This window comes from Sphingobacterium sp. GQ94, assembly GCF_059758715.1.
The window spans coordinates 1-20,819 of record NZ_JCAXEC010000011.1; the positions used below are offsets into that span (position 1 = coordinate 1).

Annotated in this window: 13 protein-coding genes; 4 read left to right on the forward strand and 9 right to left on the reverse strand. The window is 38.7% G+C overall.

Going from position 1 to position 20,819, the window contains the following annotated elements:
- Positions 1-69 precede the first annotated feature (69 nt).
- Entirely contained in the window at positions 70-558 is a 489-nt protein-coding gene (locus tag AC6CHH_RS10995; RefSeq protein ID WP_498282750.1) for an alpha/beta fold hydrolase, read from the reverse strand.
- Between the two features lie 20 nt (positions 559-578).
- Positions 579-2,105 (reverse strand): sulfatase family protein, encoded by a 1,527-nt coding sequence (locus AC6CHH_RS11000; protein ID WP_498282752.1) that lies wholly within the window; start codon positions 2,103-2,105, stop codon positions 579-581.
- Between the two features lie 451 nt (positions 2,106-2,556).
- Between AC6CHH_RS11000 and AC6CHH_RS11005 the strand changes: the two genes are divergently transcribed.
- On the forward strand, positions 2,557-2,985 hold the full coding sequence (locus tag AC6CHH_RS11005; RefSeq protein WP_498282754.1) for a hypothetical protein: 429 nt from the start codon (positions 2,557-2,559) through the stop codon (positions 2,983-2,985).
- A 124-nt stretch (positions 2,986-3,109) separates the two neighbouring features.
- Here AC6CHH_RS11005 and AC6CHH_RS11010 read toward each other — a convergent pair whose 3' ends face one another.
- Positions 3,110-3,667, reverse strand: coding sequence for an RNA-guided endonuclease TnpB family protein (locus tag AC6CHH_RS11010; RefSeq protein WP_498282756.1), 558 nt, complete (start codon positions 3,665-3,667; stop codon positions 3,110-3,112).
- Positions 3,668-3,828: 161 nt separating this feature from the next.
- On the opposite strand from AC6CHH_RS11010, the gene AC6CHH_RS11015 reads away from it, so the two are divergent.
- The gene (locus AC6CHH_RS11015; protein WP_498282758.1) at positions 3,829-5,658 is read left to right on the forward strand and encodes a M1 family metallopeptidase; all 1,830 of its coding nucleotides are present in this window, start codon (positions 3,829-3,831) and stop codon (positions 5,656-5,658) included.
- A 47-nt stretch (positions 5,659-5,705) separates the two neighbouring features.
- Here AC6CHH_RS11015 and AC6CHH_RS11020 read toward each other — a convergent pair whose 3' ends face one another.
- Positions 5,706-7,208, reverse strand: coding sequence for a sulfatase family protein (locus AC6CHH_RS11020; protein WP_498282760.1), 1,503 nt, complete (start codon positions 7,206-7,208; stop codon positions 5,706-5,708).
- Between the two features lie 15 nt (positions 7,209-7,223).
- Positions 7,224-8,048, reverse strand: coding sequence for a glycerophosphodiester phosphodiesterase family protein (locus tag AC6CHH_RS11025; protein WP_498282762.1), 825 nt, complete (start codon positions 8,046-8,048; stop codon positions 7,224-7,226).
- Positions 8,049-8,422: 374 nt separating this feature from the next.
- Between AC6CHH_RS11025 and AC6CHH_RS11030 the strand changes: the two genes are divergently transcribed.
- Positions 8,423-9,574 (forward strand): DUF4932 domain-containing protein, encoded by a 1,152-nt coding sequence (locus AC6CHH_RS11030; protein ID WP_498282764.1) that lies wholly within the window; start codon positions 8,423-8,425, stop codon positions 9,572-9,574.
- A 54-nt stretch (positions 9,575-9,628) separates the two neighbouring features.
- On the opposite strand, the gene AC6CHH_RS11035 is transcribed toward AC6CHH_RS11030, so the two are convergent.
- The 4 genes from AC6CHH_RS11035 to AC6CHH_RS11050 form a co-directional block, all read right to left on the reverse strand.
- Complete coding sequence (locus AC6CHH_RS11035) at positions 9,629-11,389, reverse strand: RagB/SusD family nutrient uptake outer membrane protein (RefSeq protein ID WP_498282766.1); 1,761 nt, start codon at positions 11,387-11,389, stop codon at positions 9,629-9,631.
- A 12-nt stretch (positions 11,390-11,401) separates the two neighbouring features.
- Complete coding sequence (locus AC6CHH_RS11040) at positions 11,402-14,632, reverse strand: SusC/RagA family TonB-linked outer membrane protein (protein WP_498282768.1); 3,231 nt, start codon at positions 14,630-14,632, stop codon at positions 11,402-11,404.
- Between the two features lie 344 nt (positions 14,633-14,976).
- Positions 14,977-15,396 carry a hypothetical protein gene (locus AC6CHH_RS11045; protein ID WP_498282770.1) on the reverse strand — a complete coding sequence of 140 codons (420 nt, stop codon included), beginning with the start codon at positions 15,394-15,396 and terminating at the stop codon, positions 14,977-14,979.
- A gap of 591 nt (positions 15,397-15,987) precedes the next feature.
- A complete protein-coding gene (locus tag AC6CHH_RS11050) occupies positions 15,988-17,856 on the reverse strand; it encodes an acyltransferase family protein (protein ID WP_498282772.1) in 1,869 nt (622 codons plus the stop codon).
- Between the two features lie 244 nt (positions 17,857-18,100).
- Here AC6CHH_RS11050 and AC6CHH_RS11055 point away from each other — a divergent pair, with 244 nt between their 5' ends.
- Positions 18,101-20,509 (forward strand): GumC family protein, encoded by a 2,409-nt coding sequence (locus AC6CHH_RS11055; protein ID WP_498282774.1) that lies wholly within the window; start codon positions 18,101-18,103, stop codon positions 20,507-20,509.
- Positions 20,510-20,819: the final 310 nt, after the last annotated feature.

The following is a 20,819-nucleotide window of genomic DNA, read 5'->3' on the forward strand; positions in this document are numbered from 1 at the left end:
TTGTTTGTTCTATTGGTGAAGCATCTCCTGAGACCATTCGTGAGTACATACTCGATCAGGGGTAATCGCTTACATCCCACAGACTAAAGACCTCTGGGTTTTACGCTCTATTTTATAAAAAGCGCTCGCTAAATACGCTCGCCTTGAAAAACCACCAATTATTGCTTTATCGACACCTAGAGAATCCAAAAGAACACGAAGGTCACTTGCAAAATCAAAAAAATCAGCGTCTTTCTTGGGAATCGGAGTCATTCCATGACCATAATGATCCACCGAAATCACAAAATAGCCTGCCTCTAGCAGCGCATTGGCAAAGGGTTGGAAATCATATGCAGAGAGTAAACTGCCCGGTATCCAGACAAAAACCTGATCTTCAGGATGTCCCCATGACAAGTAAGAAAGTGTGACATTTTCGGTTTGAACATATCTGCGGTGCTCTTTTTCAAAAGCCTGAAATTCTTGCCAGTCATTCGAAAATTGCTTAGTCCATCGGGCATCTTCGGATTGTCCCTGACAAACACCACCCATCAACAGAAAAAAGAACAAGGCAAATTTCAATTATTTCGCTGGGTTAACTGTTATTTTTTAAAAATTTGTAAAGCCTCCTTATCCTGAACAGCCTGGATCTCCTGAAGCAACAGTTTCTTCATTTTCTCCACAACCTTAGCATATTTTGGATCCGTATATACGTTCTTCATTTCTGAAGGATCTTTCTTCATATCAAATAATTCCCAGCCATCCACTCGCTTGTAAAATCGAATTAATTTATACCTTCCCTGGCTTACACCAAAATGGGGTGAAACAGCATGCTCACCATTCTCATAATAATGATAATAGATCTGTTTACGAACCGATTTTTTATCCCCCTTCAATAAAGACAAAAATGATTTACCTTGCATGTCTTCAGGCACAGAAGTTCCGGTAAGTTCAAGTAAAGTCGGGGCAATGTCAACGTTCATCACCATGCCATTAATGATTGACTTGGGTTTAATAACACCAGGCAATTTAGCGATCATAGGGGTGCGGAAGGACTCCTCATACATAAACCGTTTGTCGAACCATCCATGCTCGCCCATGTAAAAACCTTGATCAGATAGGTATAAAACCAAGGTATTTTCTTCTAAATCATGCTCTTTCAAATAATCTAAGACGCGTCCAATATTTCTATCCATCGATTCGGCTGTATTCAAATAATCAACCATATAGCGGTGATATTTCCATTTAGCAAGCTCCTGACCGCTTAGATTCGCCTTTTTAAACTCCTGGTAAATAGGCTGATAATAAGCAACATATTGATCAAACTGCTCATCAGTCATCCGTTTAAAATTGCCATCCTTTCGCATCAATTCAGGGCTTTCAAACATTTTTAAATCGTAACCCATTTGCAAATCTTTTGAAACGCTCATCTCTTGCACCGCGGCCGCCTGTCTGCTGGCATAGGTATCGAAAAAAGTTTCTGGTAGAGGGATAGCACTCGTATCATTTTTACCAAAGTCCTTCGGGTCTGGCATCCAGGTACGATGGGTGCTTTTGTGGCCAAGAATTAAACAAAAAGGCTCTTCACCATCTTTTTTAGCTAACCAATCTAAAGCCCGATCGGTTACCACATCTGCCACATATCCTTCTTTTCTTTCCTTAGTCTCAGGCTGACCGTTTACACTGCTAATAAAATCAGGATTAAAATAATGGCCCTGGCCAACTAAAATGCTGTAATAATCAAACCCTTGGAGTTCTCTCCCCAAATGTATTTTACCAATCCAAGCAGTATTGTAACCATTCTGTTGAAGTTGTTTGACGAATGAGTCTTGACCATGATCAAAATTGGATGTTTCGTTGTCCTTAAAGCCGTTTATATGGCTGTATTTACCGGTTAACAAACTTGCTCTACTCGGGCCACAGATCGAATTGGTAACGTATCCCCGATTGAACAAGGCACCCTGGTTCGCCAATCGATCTAAATTAGGTGTATGCCCTACTTTAGAGCCATATGCTCCGATGGTTTGATAAGCATGATCATCCGAAATAATAATCACAATATTTGGTTTCTTTTGAGCGGTAGCTCCCAAAGATATAAGAATAAAAAAAAGGAATACCAGTTTGCGCATAAATACTAAATTTAGGAAGCAACAAAGATAAACATTCGCAAGATATCATCCTATGCCCGAGGCAACTTAACTAAAAGGAAAAAAATTTCTTTTTTAAAGCAGAAATTCCAATAGGCACTTGGATTTCTTATGAAAATATCGCCAAAAATGCTGTAAAAAATAACCAGGTAAGATCCTTACAATATACGCTGTAAGCTAAGCGAATGAATTCCTGATGGCCGGTTCTGGTCGTGAGTACACAATCTAAAATGACCAAAATTATTTCGTAACTTCCGAGCATGAAAACGGGAAAAATCATGGCGTTAAAGTCTTTATCTAGTGCTTTAAGAAAGATAAAAGGCTGGTATCTAAGTAAAAGAAAGGATCTGTCTATTTCCTTCCAGGATGGAATACATCACGGATTAATTAGCCGGCAGAAGAGCGTCTCCAAACAACCCCAAGGATAAGAACTATGGAATATCAAATTCATACCCTGCATCGCGGAAAATTTATCTGGATCTTATTGGGAGGACTTTTCCTGGTCGGAATTGGACTGTCGTGGATCCAAATGCAGGAAATCTCAAAAATCATAACCCTTTTATGTTGTATTCCATTTATCATGTATGGCGCGGTAAAACTCAATCAACAATCCAGTACATGGGTTTTTTCGGATGATGCTTTGTCCATCACCAGAGCAAATAAAACAACCCACATTCCACTCAAAGAGATTGCCTATATTAAAAATCATACACGTTCAGGAGGAAATTTAATTGCTTTTCATTTCCACTCAAAAACAACCACCAAGAGATTTTGGAGAAACAAACTGTTTGTCTCTGTGGATCAATTCGATCAACTCACCCAAGCAATAAAAGAAAAACAAATCGAGATTATCAGCGGCTAATCAAGAGCGTGAAACAAGACCCATAGCATCCTTTTTGTTACGGCTGTTTGGCTGAGGTGATTTTTTTATATATTTGAATCGTAAACTACCCACGCACACTTTGTGATGGAATGGGCTTTAGACATCAATAATGCACAGTACAACTATACATATCGCATCTTTCGGGCAGATTTACAGCAGCCCCAAGCAAGGCGATGTTTTGAGCGGCATTAAAGTCCGCATCAATCACATCCACCTTGCAATTTTTATTTGTACACTTAAAAACCTTATTGGTTCTTTTACCAATATATCTACAGCAATTACTGGTTTGGGAGGTGTACTGAGGTGCTACAACGATCAACTTAACACCATTCAAAAGAGATTTGTATTCCAGAAAAGAACGCAACTGAGCAAAAGACCAACGACCAAGTTTTGTTCTAAACTTTTTATTTCTAGGTTTCGAACTAAAACGGATGTTAGTCAGGTTTTCAATAGCAATCCCTTGTCTTTTATCCTTAGCGGATTTTACAATCGATTTGGAAATGGTGTGATTGATAATAGCAGATGTTGTTCGTTCTTTGCCACTAAGCGGTTTGCTCAACCTTCTGGAGCTGCGTGTGCCTTTGCCTTGAATAGAACTACGAACCCGTTGTCTTTTTTCTCTGTATTGATTAAACAATACGAAGTATACAAAGTTAATCACATATCTAAAACTAACAGCTAATTAAACTAAAAAATAAGTAATATTTTAATTTTAAAATTAGGGGGTAGCTGCTTTCCCTCCCACACACGCTTAGGCGATCAGTGGGTTTCCGCAGCATTTTTATGAACTTGAAACAAATTCTATTCCTTCTCGCATTATCCTTGACAACATTATCAAGTTTTGCGCAACGAAAGTCTTATTGGGCTCAAAAAGTTGATTATTCCATGGATATTGATGTCAATGAAAAAACATTTCAATACGATGGGAAGATGAAGCTCATATACACCAACAATTCAGGACAAAGTTTGCCCAAGGTATATTTTCATCTTTATTTCAATGCCTTTCAACCAGGAAGCATGATGGACGAAAGGTTACAAAGCATTGTTGATCCCGATGGCAGGATGGTCATTAAAGAGGGCACCAAAGAAAATCCTATTGTAAAAAGTAGGATTGCCGGCCTATCAGCCGATCAGATCGGTTATCAAAAAATCAAATCCGTTAAATATAATGGTAAAGATGTTCCCTTTAAAGAAGACGGAACCATCTTAGAGGTCGATCTTCCACAGGCAATCCAAGATGACACTAAAGCAGAATTCGAACTGACCTGGCAAGCACAGATTCCAGAGCAAATACGACGTAGCGGCCGTAATTCAAAAGAAGGAGTTGCTTTATCCATGACACAATGGTATCCTAAAATGGCTCATTTCGACGAATTCGGATGGCATTTGGATGAGTATGTTGGTCGGGAATTTATTGCACCATTTGGTGATTTCGAGGTAACGATCCACATCAATAAGGACTATGTGATCGGGTCCTCTGGTAAACTTCAAAACCCCTCCCAAGTGAAGGGTTATGTGAAGAAACCAACCATTAAAGCGAAAAATAACAAAGCCACTTGGCATTATAAAGCAGAAAACATTCATGATTTTGCCTGGGCGGCAGATCCAAAATTTATCGTAGATTCTGCAAAAACCAAATCGGGCGTTTCCCTTTACACAGTTTTTCTTCCGAGCGATGCCCAAGTGAAGGAAAATTGGAAACAAGCCTTATCACTAGCCACTGAATTCTTTGATTTTACCGGCCAACATTTCGGCGCGTATCCTTGGCCAACCTACACCATTATCCAAGGAGGAGATGGCGGCATGGAGTATGGGACAGCTACGCTAATTACCGGTGGAAGAAATCTCAAAGGACTTGTTGGGGTTATTTTTCATGAGGCGGCGCACTCTTGGTATCAGCACCTTTTTGGAATCAACGAAACGGTCGACGAATGGATGGATGAGGGTTTCACCAGCTACATTCAAGATATAGCAACCCAAGAAGTATTTCTTAAACCAAACGAGCGTGCATTGAATCCTGTTGGCATGGCATATAGTGGGTATTACCGTTTAGCCGAATCAAAGCTAGAAGAACCCATGAGCTTGCTGGCAGATTATTACAACACCAATTACGCTTATAGCAATGAGGCCTATAATAAAGGCGCCGTGTTTGCAGAACAATTGGGCTATATTATTGGTAAAGAAAACCTAAACAAGACTTTTTTAAATTTCTATGATCTTTGGAAATTCAAGCATCCGACTCCAAATGATTTTAAACGTGTAGCCGAACAAACCTCCGGCATTAATCTCAAGTGGTATTTCAATTTGTTTATCAACACCACAAGAACAATCGATTATGCAATTCTTTCGGTAAGCGATACAAGCATTCACTTGCAAAACAAATCAAATATTGCGATGCCCATTGACCTATTGGTGGAATACCAGGATGGAAGCAAAGAATTATTCTACATTCCTTTACGGGAAATGCGAGGCGAGAAACCAGCTGAAAACTATCCGGTTTATGCAGGTGTAAAACGAACCGTGTTAACGGATTGGTTTTGGACCAAACCAACCTATAGCATAAAAACAAGCAAAAAAGTTAAACATGCTTGGCTAGACCCAACCCAGCGATTGGCTGATGTGAACCAAGAAGATAATACAGTTCAACGTTAACTAAGCGATAAAAAATCAAAAGGAGGTCTAGACCTCCTTTTGATTTTTTATTTTAGCTCCTTCTCTAGCATGTCCTTCATTTGCCGAAGGAGTTTTGGATGCTGTTTTGCAATGTTATTTTGCTCTCCAATATCCTTGGATAAATCATAAAGCTGATCCTTGTCAGAATTACCCAATTCAATTTGAACCAGAGGATAGAAGGCTCGCTTGTCATTTGGCAATATGTATTTGTAATTCCCCTTAATGATAGCTTTAGCACCCGAAGATTTAATTAAATAGTTCCTACCCTTTTGCTCTTTCCCTAAAAAGCTGGCCATATGATCCTGGCTATCTAGATCTAGATTTGAGATTGGAACTTTAAAAAATGAAGCAAAACTGGCCAATAAGTCCACTTGGGAAAGCAAAGCATTTGATATCTGATTTCCTTTAATAGTCGCCGGCCAGCTAATCAGAAAAGGAACGCGAGTTCCTGCTTCAAATGCTGAATATTTTCCACCTCTTAACCCTCCAGCAGGATCATGTCCATTTAATAATTCACGTGCTCCATCCTGATATCCGTCATCCAAAACAGGGCCATTATCGCTGCTAAAAATAACAATGGTATTTTGGTAAACCCCGTTGTCTTTTAAAGCTTGGATTAATTGGCCAACAGAATGGTCCAATTGTAAGATTGCATCTCCTCGAAATCCCAGTCCACTTTTACCTTTGAACATCGTGGCTGGCATACGTGGTACATGAGGTTCAGTCGCATGATAACTTAGAAAAAATGAGGTATCCTTATGATTCCTTATGTAATCAACCGCCTTCTCAACAAAGGTCAAACTAACTTCCTCATCCACCCATCTGGCCTGATTACCACCGCTCATCCAGCCGATCCGGCCGATACCATTGATGATTGTATTGTTGTGTCCATGGTTTGCCGAAGATTTCATTTTTAGAAGTTCTGGATTTTCTAACCCAGTTGGATCATTTCCTATTTTTGCAGCATAAGAAACCTCAATCGGATCATTTTGGTCAAGTCCAATAACGTTATGGTTTTCTAAAAAAACGGTCGGCACCCGATCTGCTGTAGCCGGAAAGATATACGAATAACCGTAACCAACCTCTAATGGACCCGGTAGCACCTCTTGGTTCCAATTTTTTTCGACCTGATGTCCTAAACCCAAATGCCATTTACCCACAATGGCTGTCGCATAGCCTTGTCGTTGAAATAAAAGAGGGAGGGTTAAATTTCCAGGAGTAATAATTAAAGCAGCATCGCCTGGCAAGACCCCTGTTCCCGATTTACGAAAAGGGTATTGTCCGGTCATTAAAGAAAATCTCGAAGGTGTGCAGGTAGCGGCCGTGGCATGTGCATTTGTAAAACGAATTCCCGATTCGCTAAGGGCATCAATATGTGGGGTTTTTAGTTTGGTCGCACCATAAACTGAAAGATCTCCATACCCTAGATCGTCCACATAAATCATTAATACATTCGGCTTGTCCTGTGCGCTCGCGCCTAAACTGGAAAGCAAACAAGCCATTAAGAAAGCATTGACTTTATTCATCATTTTAAAAGGTAGTTTTTAATAAATAACATTTTTAAATTCATCAGGGTAGTCATAAGGATAATCTGTACAGAATTCCTTTACTCCTAAAGATAATACCCGATCGATTTCCGATTTATCGTTGGTGTTCCCACAGAGTAAAATGATCCCCAATTCTCGGCACCTGCGCACTAATTCAGCGTCAATTAACTTAGGAACCGGCGCATAATAATCAAGCTTAAAACTCAAGCGAGCTAAATTCTCATCCAAAGTTCCCTGATTTACATTGAGCATTGTTTTCACGACTGGATACTCTTGGTGGACGATTTCCAAGGTTCGCTCATCAAAAGATTGAATAATTACTCGATCTTGAATATTTTTTTGCAGGATCACACGCATTAACAAACCTACAAATTCTTCCGGGGCAGGTGTGACAAGATGATCACGCGCTTTTGATGTTTTTGTTTCAATACTATACCAAGGTTTTGAAGCGCCAATGTTTGCAGCATGCAATTCCACAGAGTCGATTAAATCAGTAAGCCTGGGAATATAGCTCTGAAAGTTCTTTTGTTTCGGAAAGCTTTTATGCTGTTTACTTCCAACATCATATTGACGCAACTTTTTGTAGGGGATCTCAATAATTGGAAGACCTTTTCCTGATGGAATTTCATTTCCTTGTGGATCTAATGTGATTTGATGATCCAGCCAAGGGTCATGCGAGAGAACAGCTTGCTTGTCCTTTGTGAAGGCAATATCCATTTCTAAAACATGCGCTCCCAAACTAAGTGCATTCTTCATGGAAGCGATAGTGTTTTCAGGCATGAGTCCCCTAAAGCCTCTATGGGCATACACCAATGTGTCCATTTGAGCAAAGCAGTTAAAACAAAATAATATGCAAATTAGGATTAAGGTAATCACTCGAGAGAAATTCATACTCTTTTTAATTTCCTAAATTTAAGAAGATATATCCAAATAGTCCAACCACTATTTCGCTTTCGCCAAAAATTTATCTCCAAGTATTAAGTAGACAGGGCTGTAAATTTACAAGCGAATAAAATTCTGCTAGTCAACAACTAACCTGCCGTTCGGAATAAAAATAATTTTAAATTAGATTCAATTTCTTTATATTCAACGGCACAATACTTTCACAATACGATGCAAATGGTTTCAAGAAATTAGCAAACACTCGTAATTACCCTTTTAACCATGATTTAAACTTTCTATTTAAACCGATTAAAATGTTTACAAAACCAACTCATCTCATAGTATTAGTTTTCCTCCTGTTTTTCAGTTACACAAGCCATGCTCAAGAAAAGGACATCACATTTACTTCTGAGTATGCCCAAAAGAATAATAAAAAAGTCACTATTGAAATTCCAGAGGTCCAAGAGCTAGTTTGCATTATGTTCGCAATTACCAAATCTGGACGCACGGACAGCAATATGGTGAATTTAGGTACGGAATACCATAAAAAAATGATGACACATTTTGGTCCTTATGCCGAACATCCTTCGATCAAAACCATGGACTCACTGTTAAACCAAAGTATTATCTATTACTTACTTCTTTCTGCGAATGCCTATGGATTTACCTTGGAAAACTCGAAGTTAGTTCCCACCGGAGTATATAATTTTCCTGCCAGGGGTGTTGGTAGTTTGAGTGTCGAAACCAATCCAATTTTAAGCTACCAATCGGCTATAGAGAGTTTCGCTCAAGCGTCCAAATTTGAAGAATTTTACCACTCGAACCATGCTTATTATCAACAGATCAAAAAGGACTATAAACAGTTCGGTGCCATCGAAGAACAAAAAAAATGGTTAGAAAAAAGATTTGATCACCAAATTAATAGCTACCGGGTTCTTACAAGCCCGTTAATAGGTGGTATTCATGCAACCAGCACGTTTAGCGATAACTCCTATTCAGAGACCTTACTCTTTCTTCCTGTCATCAAATACAATCCTCATTGGAGCAAAACGTATAATCAGGCCATGAGTACCCGAATCATTTTCACTGAGATTGATCACAATTATGTAGGTCCCTTGAGTGCAAAATACCAATCACAGATCGACTCCATATTTGATAACCGAGAGTATTGGGTCAATCAACAAACCAAGGGTGTTGAGCACTATCCCAGTCCAATAAAGGTTTTTGATGAATATGTAACATGGGGTCTATTTATCCTTTATGCACATGAGCGGTTCAAGAATGAAAAAGACATCATAGAGCGCGTCATTGATCATGTCAATCAAAAATTAACCAAAAGAGGATTTCCAAGATCTAAAGAGTTTAATGAGAAGTTAGTGGAACTATATCTAAAGAGTGAATCGCAAAAAATTGAGTCCATCTACCCTGAACTATTAAAATGGAGCCAACTGCAGACAAAAAAATAAGCCATTAACCCTGGAGCTAATGGCTTACTTATTTACTTATTTATAAGAACAGAATTATTCCCATCCTTGGTTTTGAGTAAGATTTTCATTTTTAACAATTGCCGTTGCCGGAATTGGGTAATAATATTGACGATCAGTCCATTCCCGGGGCTCTGCTTTAAACCATTCCAAATGCTTATCAGAGGTTAGGGTTTGGAAATTTGTGGCCTTCCCACCAATAGCAATTTTGGCAACTCCACGTGGAACCTCAATACTTGGTCCTGAGGTAGCCCCATCGTAGAAAACCACATCAGCAGTTCCGTTTTTGTCCAAATCCATCAAGGTGTTAAGGGTAGGAACGTACATACCTGTCCAAGGTAGCTCAGCCATTAAATGCCCTTCTTTCCAACGCAATAGATCTTTGAATCTAAATCCTTCCAAGGCCAGTTCAATAGCACGTTCACGTCTAATTTCCATTAAAATTGGATCGTTAAGGTTCTTGTAAAACGTTCGCTTCATGTAGCTATCAACCTGAGTTGGCAGCACGTTTAATCCTCCCGTTATTCCAGCTCTTGCCCGCAATACAGCAATAGTTTTATTCCAATCTGCTAGCTTAAAGTCTCCCAATTCAGCTTTTGCTTCAGCATAGTTCAACAATACTTCTGCATAGCGCATCAATGGGATTGAGTTATTATTTAAGGCACCATTATCATATCTGCTTTCATCAAGCGTATATTTAATTGGTTGATAACCTGTATAAGAAAACCCATTAAAATTTGGTGCAGCGGCAACCCCATCTCGTTTATAACCAGGCGTTCTAATCAATTGCTTTAAGCGTGTATCCCTGTTTTGGGTTTCCGTATAAAAATCGTCAGTCAAATAGGAAACATTGTTGGTATAAGGTGATCCATCAGTCTTCAAAAATGTATTGATAAATGGACGTACCAAACTATAACGAGGTCCGTAAGTTGGGGAAGTCCACCACCAATTGGCTGAACCTAAAACACCAAGACCCTCATCCAAGGCTACTCCCAACATCACCTCCGAGGTAATCGGTTTCACACTCGTAAATAAATCCCGCTGAGATTGATCAACACCGGAGGCTACATGGATAGAATGTGGACCATCTTTCATCAGAATATCTCCTGCCTGAACCACTTGATTAAAAAAATCATTTGCAGAATTCTTCAGGTTTAATTCAGTATGGTATTTTCGAAAAGAGCCCTCGAATAAAGCGATCCTGGTTTTCAATCCCAAAACAGTCCATTTGGTCACCTCCGTTCCATCACCACCTGTGGTTTGAAGGTGTTCAAAAGCGAAATCTAAATCTTCCATGATTTTATCCATGACCAATACACGGGAATCACGGTCAGCGTAAAGAATATCCTCTTCTGATACGTCCAAAGGACGGTCTACCCAAGGTACATCACCAAAACGTACGACCTTTTCAAAATAAAAATAAGCCCTAAAAAATCTTGCGAGTGCGGAATAATGGTCACGCACCTGTTGTGGAACTTCCGGATTCACATTCTTGATCAAAAAATGGTTGATATTACGCAAAGCAGACCAACTCCAACCCGTACTGGTCTCAGCAGAATACCCATTCGGACGGATAAAGGAATTTAAATTATTGACAGCTCCATAATCAGCCATATCGTCCAATTTATAGGCTTCAGTGCCACTAGGCAACTCCCTATAAAAAGAATAACTGTATATTTTTAATCCATTTTCAGTACCAAACACAACCTCTTCAGTAACGGTTGCCTTGGGTGTTTCGGTTAATTCACAACTGAACATCGTCAGGGATAAACCGATTATATAAACTATTTTCTTCATAATACTTTCCTTCTAAAAACTAAGTGACAAACCTAAACTATAACTCCGCATACTTGGGTAGTTAAATCCATCCCCACTATTGCTCGAACTAATATCTGGATCTGATTTACCGATATTCGCCACATCGATATCCCGTGTATTTTTATACAAAGGAGACCAGGTCCAAAGATTTTCAGCCGAAGCGCTCACACGTAGGTTCTTTAGACGGATCTTACTAACCATAACCTGAGGAAAAGTATAACCCACCTGAAGGTTTTTCAAACGTATATAGGCCGCATTTTGCAAATATCTAGTTTGTGCATTGTTCTTGATTGAAGCGTTATAACCTGCGTAACGCGGCAGATAAGCATTCGGGTTATCTTCGGTCCAATAATTATCCAAATGCCAAGCAGGCAAGTTGTTATAAGGTCGATTGAACTGTCCCCAGAACACGGTTTCAGCATGTGGATACCAGTCTTGTTTCCCCACACCTTGAAAGAATGCAGAGATGAATATATTATTCCAATCTGCGCCTAAATTAAAGCTATAAATATAGCGTGGATCTGCATTTCCGATAATTCGTTTATCCCCATGATCATCTAATGTGTTGGACCCATAATTGATGACTCCATCATGGTTCAAATCAGCGAAACGCAAGTCTCCTGGATAAATTTTCCCTGAGGAAGAAGATTTAATAACCGTTTGTTTGGGAGCTCCGTCGATTTCTTCTTGCGATTGAAACAAACCCATGGTTTCATATCCCCAAATTTCGCCAATGTTCATGCCTACATAATAATCGCTCAAATTGCCGTTGGTGTTGTAGCGGTCAATAACTGATTTATAATCGGCAAGGGTTGCCTTCAAATTAAAATTCAACGGCTTTCCAGCTAGATTTACATGATTGTTGTAACTTAAGGTCAACTCAAATCCTCTGGTTGTCATATCCGCATAATTTCCTTTAGGAGAACTAGCACCAAAAATATCAGGTAAGGTTTTGCTTTGGGTAAACATATCGCTCGTGCGACGAATATAATAATCAGCCGTTAGGTTCAAGCGACCATTTAAAAAAGAAATATCAGTACCGATGTTGGTTGTGGTAGCGGTCTCCCAGGTTAAATGATTTGGCAAAACTCCAGGTACCGAAGTGTACCGATATCTTTCTCCAGCGATAATATAGTCCATCGTATTTAAATTATAGTTATCCAAGAAAGAATACGAATTAATATTACCATTTCCCAGAGAACCATAAGAGGCTCTAATTTTAAAATCAGAAATCACCTGCGGACTCAATGTCCAAAAGGATTCTTGGGAAACTCTCCAACCAGCAGAAGCCGAGGGAAAGAAAGCCCATTGCTGATCGATCGGGAATTTTGAAGAACCATCATAACGACCATTCACCTCGAACAAATAACGATCATTGAAGATATAATTTAAACGGAAGAACACACCTGCCAAACGGTATTTTTCATAACCACCTGTTGCCGTAACAGTTTCACCCAATGCCAGGTTGATATTATCGGTATCCGGCGTTAACAAACCATTCTTAGTCGTGTAGATAGAATTATACGTTTTTTGTTCGTAATTATACCCGAGTAAACCCTTGAAATAATGCTTATCGGCAAAAGTGTTTTCATATTCTGTATACAAATTGGTAAACAGGTATTTATCACGCTGCGATGCCTCGTACAAATCATTGTATTGAGTCGCTAGTTCAACAATTTTCCCCTGGTCCACAGAATAAGGAATGGGCACGCGCTTACGTGTAGTAAGTAAATCCTTATTTCTAAACGTAAAATCACCCTTTACCCGAAAGGTATTGTTAAAGAATTTGGTTTCAAACCCTGTGGTATTCCTCAGATTGCTCTCGTTAGAGTCAGAACCATTCTTTCCATAAATGAAATCTCCTATTGAATAGGCTGCTGAAAAAGAAAGCGAGCCATCCGGATTATAAATCGAAGATGTCGGGTGCCCCTCATCGGCAATGTTTCGCCAAATATTTCCACCCTCTCCAACTGTGATTGGATTATGGTATTGGATGTTGGAATAATCCAGACTATTGTAAACTCTTAACCAATCGGTGACCTGGATTCCACCCTGCGCTCGTAAGTTAGCACTCTTGTATTTATCTGTATTGTAACGATAAAGCCCCCCATTATCGTAATATCGGCCAGACATATAATAATCCACTTTCTCTGAGCTCCCCGAAATAGAAAGGTTCTGATCATGCGCAAATACATTGTCCTTTAATAAGGTCCCATAGTAATCCTCATTTGCATAGTATACGTATTTTCCATTCTCATCTACTGTCACTGGTTCGTTGATCCCAGCCTCATTTCGACGTTTAAATTCTTCCAACCAATCCAAAGAAAAAGCTTGCGTTTTATTCATCTTGTTAGGAATGGAAGAATAATTATTCCACGCATTGTAAGCCTCGAAAAAATGAGACGCGTAGGTATACCCATCCGTTACAAAATCAGGAAGAGTAGTTGGTTTCTGGGAAGCATAATTACTAGAATAGGCAATAGAGGTTGCTCCGGCTTTTGCTTTTTTAGTGGTAATTAAGACCACACCAAAAGTACCGCGCGAGCCGTAAATAGCCGCTGAAGAAGCGTCCTTTAAAACAGAAACGTTCTCGATATCATTTGGATTCAAGGTACGCGGATCCCCTTCCACCCCATCGATTAAAACCAAAGCACTACCACCCTGACCTATTGAAGTTGTTCCCCGAATGTTGTAGCTTGCAGAACGCGTTGGTTTTCCATCAGCGATATTTAAATTCAAGTTAGGTACAGCTCCTTGCAACATTTGCGTTGCATTTGCCGCCATACGACCCTCAAAAACCTCCGAACCGACCTGATCAACAGCTCCGGTAAGATTTGCTTTTTTCTGGGTTCCATACCCCACTACAATAATCTCATCCAGGAGTTCATTGTCCTTAACCAAAGTAATTGTAGAATCTGACTTGGTAATGTTTATTTCTTTTTTAACAAAACCGATGAAAGAAATAGAAAGTCGGTCCCCGATTTTACCTGAAACAGCAAAACGTCCCTGAGAATCAGAGGTAGCTATACTTTGGTTTTGTAAGTTCACAACGGTAGCCCCAACAACAGCTTGTCCATCCTCATCAGTCAATCGTCCAGTAATTGTTTCTTGTTGATTTTGGGTTAAAGTTTCCCAAGAGGATATGCGTTCGGCATACAATGGAGTAGAACTTACTGCCATTGAGAAAAATAGCCATAAGAGTTTGGTAGATTTACATTGCATAATTTGTAATACGTTAAAGTTTGGCGAATATACCCACCACAGGTTAGGTTAGCAAGTCATCTGTGTTAATAAATTATTAATACAATATTAATTACATAAAATCGAAAATGGCTGCAAACAATCAAGAAAATCACGAATGATTCCGGACGGAGCATCATCACATTTTGAGTAAATCATTAAGCATTTAAAACCTTTGACAAAAAACAGGAGAGAAGTTTTTTAGATAAGGGGAATCACTTCGCTGAAGGGGAATAAGGATACTAACTGAGATATTTTATCTTAGCTGCTTCTTATAAAGAAGTAAAAAATAATGGAAAGTGCTTTTCACTCAACATGCCCACCCTTTATTTCTTTTTTTTCTTCTTGTTTTTCTTCTCAAGCTGCTCAATTCTACTGCTCATAGCAGCTATCGCCTGTTCTTGAGATTGAATACACGTCTGTTGTACAACAATTATCTTTTCCAAAGCGGTAATGAGTTCGTCGGAATGGTCCTGAGTTCCAACTTTTGAGGGAAGTGTGATAGAAATATCCTGATTTCCAAAAGGGATATTTTTAAGCATATCACCCGCGCCACTAATGAGCCATTCAGCACTTATATTTTCATATTTAGCTAAAATACTAGCCACCGCGTCAGATCCTAGAGCGGAATGTTTTTGAGCACCTTTAAAATTTGCATAAGAGAGTCCCAATTCTTTAAAAAAGGTAATCTTACGTATTCCATTCGCTTCGGCAATCAGAAGAACTCTTTCTTTAATACTCAGCATGATTATTATTTAGTACTCTAAGTGGAGGTTAATACAAATTATGAAAATTAAATCAATCGTTTTGAAAAAATAAAAAACTTAACATGATTGAAAGAATAAATTAAAGTAAACAGATTAAAACTGGAAACATTGAGGTAAAAAACACATCTTCTTGTACCTAAGGTGTACCCCAGCGCTGGGGTACACCTTGTCCTTCAAGTCTTTTACCATGATGCGCTTGGCATAAGGAATAAAGATATCAGAAATTCCACAACACTTGGTCCTTATCGATTTAAAAAGAGTACAGATTGAATAATTTTTTTGTTACAAAGTGCATTAAGTATGACTAAATCGTTAAACACTGATTATCAAATAAATGGTGTTTTTTCTTTCAAACAAGCAATCATTGAAAAAACAGAAAGTCTAAAATAATGTTAAATTTTTCCCCACTAAAACGTCAAATTTTATATTTGGGCTTTCATATTCCGTAGAAATACGGGCACTTAGGTTAAAAGTGTAGCCTCCCTCTGCCCTGAGGGAGGCTAATTTTTTTACCGGATAACCATCCCATTTTTCTATGAAATCAATCTTAAAACAGCATAAAAAAGCAAACTATGGTTTCCTGAACAACTTATTTTGTAAAATAACCATTAATTGTTTCGTACCAAAAGAACTTAAATGCTCGCCATCGTAAAAATAGGTCTGACCAGATTCCCCGGATTTCCCCTGGACTCGCCGATACACATCTATATACTCCAACTCACCCCCCAGGGATTTCAAATAGTTATTCGTGTTTTCACGAAAGTCCATAATCTGCTCGCTAGGATCCAGGCCAACCGACCCCTGTAGCCAGTGAAGAACAGGATATTCTAATTTATAGCTTTCTGTTTGTCCAATATAAGTAACCGGGATCCCCAGGTCCAGAAAATACTGCTGATTTCCGTTCAAGAATTCCTCTAGTTGCTTTTTACTATAACCGGAATAATTCGCCATCAAAATAACCCGGTCAATATGTTGATGATTCCTTGGAAGATACCGTTGAAATACGTAATCCATAAGCGCTTTGGGTCCTGCAAATTTTGACGGTGAATGCATACTGGGAAAGGTTTCATCGGCAGTAGCTTGAATGAGGTTAACGTTATTTTCTTTAGCAAGCTGATGAAGGGTCTGAGAAAACATTCCAGCATGGCAATCCCCAATCAACAGATAGTTCGGTAATTGCTGCGAAAAATGATTTAGGCGAGTCGTATCAAAATCCTGGAAACGCTCTCCTTCTCTGAGATGTCCCTGATGAAAGCCGTATTGCTCGAGCGCACGCTGACGGGGATAGGTATAGAAATAGGAGAACAAATCAGCTCGCTCTTTGCTAAAAACATACGCATATAGGTTAGCCCTTGTTCCACAAAAAAACAATGCAGCACACAGACAAATAGCTCCAATAAGAAATTTGTTCGTTACCAAATAACTCTTTTTCTCGACAAACACATAGGTCAAATTCGCGAACATTAAAGATGAAAAAAATAGACCAACTTTTATAAACCATAAATCCCCGAGATTCAAGTAATAAAACAAAACCACCATTGGCCAGTGCCATAAGTACCAAGAATACGATCTACTGGCAATGAATAACACGATCCAATGACCAAATAATTTAATTTCTGAGGAAAAAAACAAGATTAAAGCGGTTGCGAATACCGGAATAAGTGTTAACCAAGAAGGCCAATATGCTGGGCTCCTACTATATGAACTAAAAAAAACAAAAAACAATAGAAGAAAGCCTAAACCAGAACATAACCGACGATACACGGTAGCCTGTTTAAGCGGTAAAACTTTTGCTAAGACAAACACAAAAGAACCCATTGTGAACTCCCATATTCTAGTCTGCAAACTGTAAAAGGCGTACGATTCATTCACCTCCTTAAGCTGGATCATCGTAAGAAAAGAAGCTATCGTTATTAACGCTAAAAAGACGCATAAAACGATATATCTATTTAAAAATATCCTTTGAGAAAATAGGATAAGCACAGGAAAAAGGACATAAAACTGACCTTCTAAAGAAAGGGTCCAGGTATGCACTAAAAAGTTCAATTGAGAGGCCGCATCAAAATAACCGGAATTTAAATAATAATACCAATTGGAAACAAATAACAAGCTGGAAAAAGCAAATCGACTGTAATCATACAGTTTAATACCAACGACGAAGTAAATTGGAAGAACAAACAAGACCAAAACGGTCAATAAGGCAGGAAATAAGCGGCGAAGTCTCGCCTGATAAAATTTCAAAATTAATTTAACGGATAGGTCTGGTTCCTTCAGAAGCAAAGAGCTCATCAAATAACCGGAAAGGACAAAGAAAATGTCCACCCCCATATACCCGGACTCAAAAAACGGGATATGAAGATGATAACAAACCACCGCAATCACAGCAAAAGCTCTTAAAAAAGCAATATCATTTCGAAAGAGAGGTTGAGAATTGGTCATTCTTAAACGAGCTTGTTTTGATCGAAGTTATAACTTAAAATTGTGAATTCGTTATCCTTTAATAAAAATTCAAACTAAGCAATGATTTCTCGCCTATACTAAAAAAAGTTTCAAATCATCCCAACTTAAAATCAAATTATTAACTCCAAAGCTATACAATATATAGAGGTCTTGTACCAATATTTGTAAAAAAAATCTGTAATATTGCTACAATATTCTGAAATACCTTTATTAATCTAGCCCAATGGATAATACCGCTGAGACGCAAAATAATACTATTGCGAGCACAACACTTGTTCAACAAATAGAAAGATACACCCATCATTGGAAATGGTTTGTTCTTTCATTGTTTGTATTTGGATGCTTGGGATATCTTTATTACAGATATGCTGAAAGAACCTATTTTACCCATGCCATGATCCTTCTTCAAGACGAAAAACAAGCATCTGGAGATATGGCAGGCTTGAGTGAATTAGCGAACCTAGCCGGTAGAACAAGCTCTTCTGCGGCGTATGTGAACGATCAAACGCAGATCATCCAATCGCGAAGAATAATGCGCAAGGTTGTTGATAATAACAGGTTAAACGTCAGCTATTTTGCTAAAGGTAAAATTAAATCAAAGGAAATCTTAGAAGACAGCTCTCCCCTTAAACTTATCCTATACGAACCCGAACATCCCAGATTAGATACCGTAGGGTATTCGTTAACCATCACTAAATCAGGAGATGGTTATGTTATAAAAGACGAATTCAGGGAACCTCACCGCTATAAGTTGGGTGAAAAAATCACTTCTCCATTAGGTCCAATCGCTATTGTACAACATAGGCCTTATGAATGGTCAGGAGATATAACAATCAATTACCTGCCGAGCGAAATTATGGTTAATATCCTGCGAAACATGGTGATGGTTTCTCCCAATGAAAAGGTCCAGTCTTTTGCGCTCAATATATCGATGACCTCTGCCTCTAGGGAAAAAGGAGAGTTAGTGATTAACTCCTTAATCGATCAATACAACAAAGACATTAGTTACGATAAAGCACAAGTTTCTAGATCTACCTCTAAGTTCATTAACTCCAGACTGGATTTGGTTGAACAAGATTTGAAATTTGCCGATTCCAGGATAGCTGGGTTTAAAAACAACAATGATTTGGTCGATTTACAGGCAGAAGCGCAACTCAATATGCAAAATGCCACAGAATATGAACGGAAATTAGTGGAGTATGAAACGCAACTTTTTTTGGCTGACATGTTGCACGAGTCCATTAAAGGAAAAAAATACAGTCTACTTCCTTCCAATATTGGCTTAACGGACCCTTCCATACAAACGAGTATTAAATCGTATAATGAAATGGTCTTGGAACGTGAAGATTTATTAAAATCCAGTACCCCGGAACACCCGCTGGTCATCAATATATCAAGAAGCTTGGAAGGCATGAATTTAATCATGCAGCAATCCTTAGACAACCTAAGAGCTACTATTCAGGCAAACGTGAATAGTTTACAAAGGCAACAACAGAGCGCACAGGGGAAATTAGGTAGAATTCCCAACCAAGAACTATCGTTTAAAAACATCGCAAGACAACAAAAAATTGTCGAGACGATTTACCTGTTTCTATTACAAAAAAGAGAGGAAAACGAAATCAATGCCTCAGCGAATCCGGACAACTTAAAAATTGTCGATCATGCGTATAGTTACACCCGGCCAGTTAATCCCAAATTAACATACGTGGCATTAGCATCCATGCTACTTGGTCTTTTGATTCCTTTCGGCATACTTTACATCCGCTTTCTAATGGATAATAAAATACATTCAAGAAAGGATATTGAAGAGCTTTTTGGTGCACCATTACTGGGAGAAATCCCCAATTCCAAAGAGAAAATCATCGAGCATAATTCCAGAACCTCTATGGCCGAGGCCATGCGGATTATGCGAACCAACATCAGTTATATGCTTGGTCAAAGAGATCCCGATACAGGAGCTGTTATCTATGTCACTTCCACAATCTCTGGAGAGGGGAAATCCTTTATTGCAACAAACCTTGCCAAAGTGATCGCCCTGAGTGGAGAAAAAGTGATTTTAATTGGTGCAGACATTCGATCACCTAAAGTCTTAAACTATTTAGGTCTTTCCCACCTAAAGCACACTCATGAGGGGATTACCCAATACCTGATCGACCCCAGTAAGTCCATTGAGAACATGATCATCCGCGAGCCTTCTCTCTATGAATTTGATATTGTATATGCTGGCTATATTGCTCCGAATCCTTCGGAATTGTTGATGAATGGCAACTTTAAAGGAATATTGGATTATGCCCGAGAACATTATGATTATGTGATTGTTGACACGGCTCCGGTAAGCTTGGTGACCGATACCTTATTAATTTCAAAATTCTCAGACATGACTGTCTATGTTGCGCGAGCAAATTATTTAGACAAACGCTTGTTAACAATTGCTAGGGATTATTACACCAAAGGAAAGCTAAAAAACGTTGCCGTCGCTTTAAACGATGTCGATTTTCAAGCAGGATATGGCTACGGATATGGCTACGGATACGGCTATGGCCATCAGAATCAAGAAGACGGCGATCAGAAATTGAGTTGGGTTAAAAAACTATTCAATAGCCTAAATATATTTAATAGAAAAAACACGTAATCACATATTTTCGTTTATAGAAACGACTAAAATGAAGACACATAAATCGTAAGCACACTGACTTCCACCTAACTTAACGTTAAGGTAGCCTTAACACAAATACAATATACAGTACCTGTTATTTCTATAATATTTATATTTTTTTGCAAATACTAAAACTTTTTCATAATATTGTTGTTATAACAAAAGGGCAATATTATTAACCGTCAGTAGGACATATAAATTTTAATTCAGAGCCCCCATTGTTGAAATGGGTGTAATTAAAGTAAAAACAAAACGTCAACACAGGATCCAGAAAAATTATTAACCA

Excerpts from the sequence above, each read along its gene's own strand:
- AC6CHH_RS11000 (WP_498282752.1), bottom strand. The coding sequence starts at position 2,105 with ATGCGCAAACTGGTATTCCTTTTTTTTATTCTTATATCTTTGGGAGCT.
- AC6CHH_RS11005 (WP_498282754.1), top strand. The coding sequence starts at position 2,557 with ATGGAATATCAAATTCATACCCTGCATCGCGGAAAATTTATCTGGATC.
- AC6CHH_RS11020 (WP_498282760.1), bottom strand. The coding sequence starts at position 7,208 with ATGATGAATAAAGTCAATGCTTTCTTAATGGCTTGTTTGCTTTCCAGT.
- AC6CHH_RS11025 (WP_498282762.1), bottom strand. The coding sequence starts at position 8,048 with ATGGACACATTGGTGTATGCCCATAGAGGCTTTAGGGGACTCATGCCT.
- AC6CHH_RS11030 (WP_498282764.1), top strand. The coding sequence starts at position 8,423 with ATGTTTACAAAACCAACTCATCTCATAGTATTAGTTTTCCTCCTGTTT.
- AC6CHH_RS11035 (WP_498282766.1), bottom strand. The coding sequence starts at position 11,389 with ATGAAGAAAATAGTTTATATAATCGGTTTATCCCTGACGATGTTCAGT.
- AC6CHH_RS11040 (WP_498282768.1), bottom strand. The coding sequence starts at position 14,632 with ATGCAATGTAAATCTACCAAACTCTTATGGCTATTTTTCTCAATGGCA.
- AC6CHH_RS11045 (WP_498282770.1), bottom strand. The coding sequence starts at position 15,396 with ATGCTGAGTATTAAAGAAAGAGTTCTTCTGATTGCCGAAGCGAATGGA.
- AC6CHH_RS11050 (WP_498282772.1), bottom strand. The coding sequence starts at position 17,856 with ATGACCAATTCTCAACCTCTCTTTCGAAATGATATTGCTTTTTTAAGA.
- AC6CHH_RS11055 (WP_498282774.1), top strand. The coding sequence starts at position 18,101 with ATGGATAATACCGCTGAGACGCAAAATAATACTATTGCGAGCACAACA.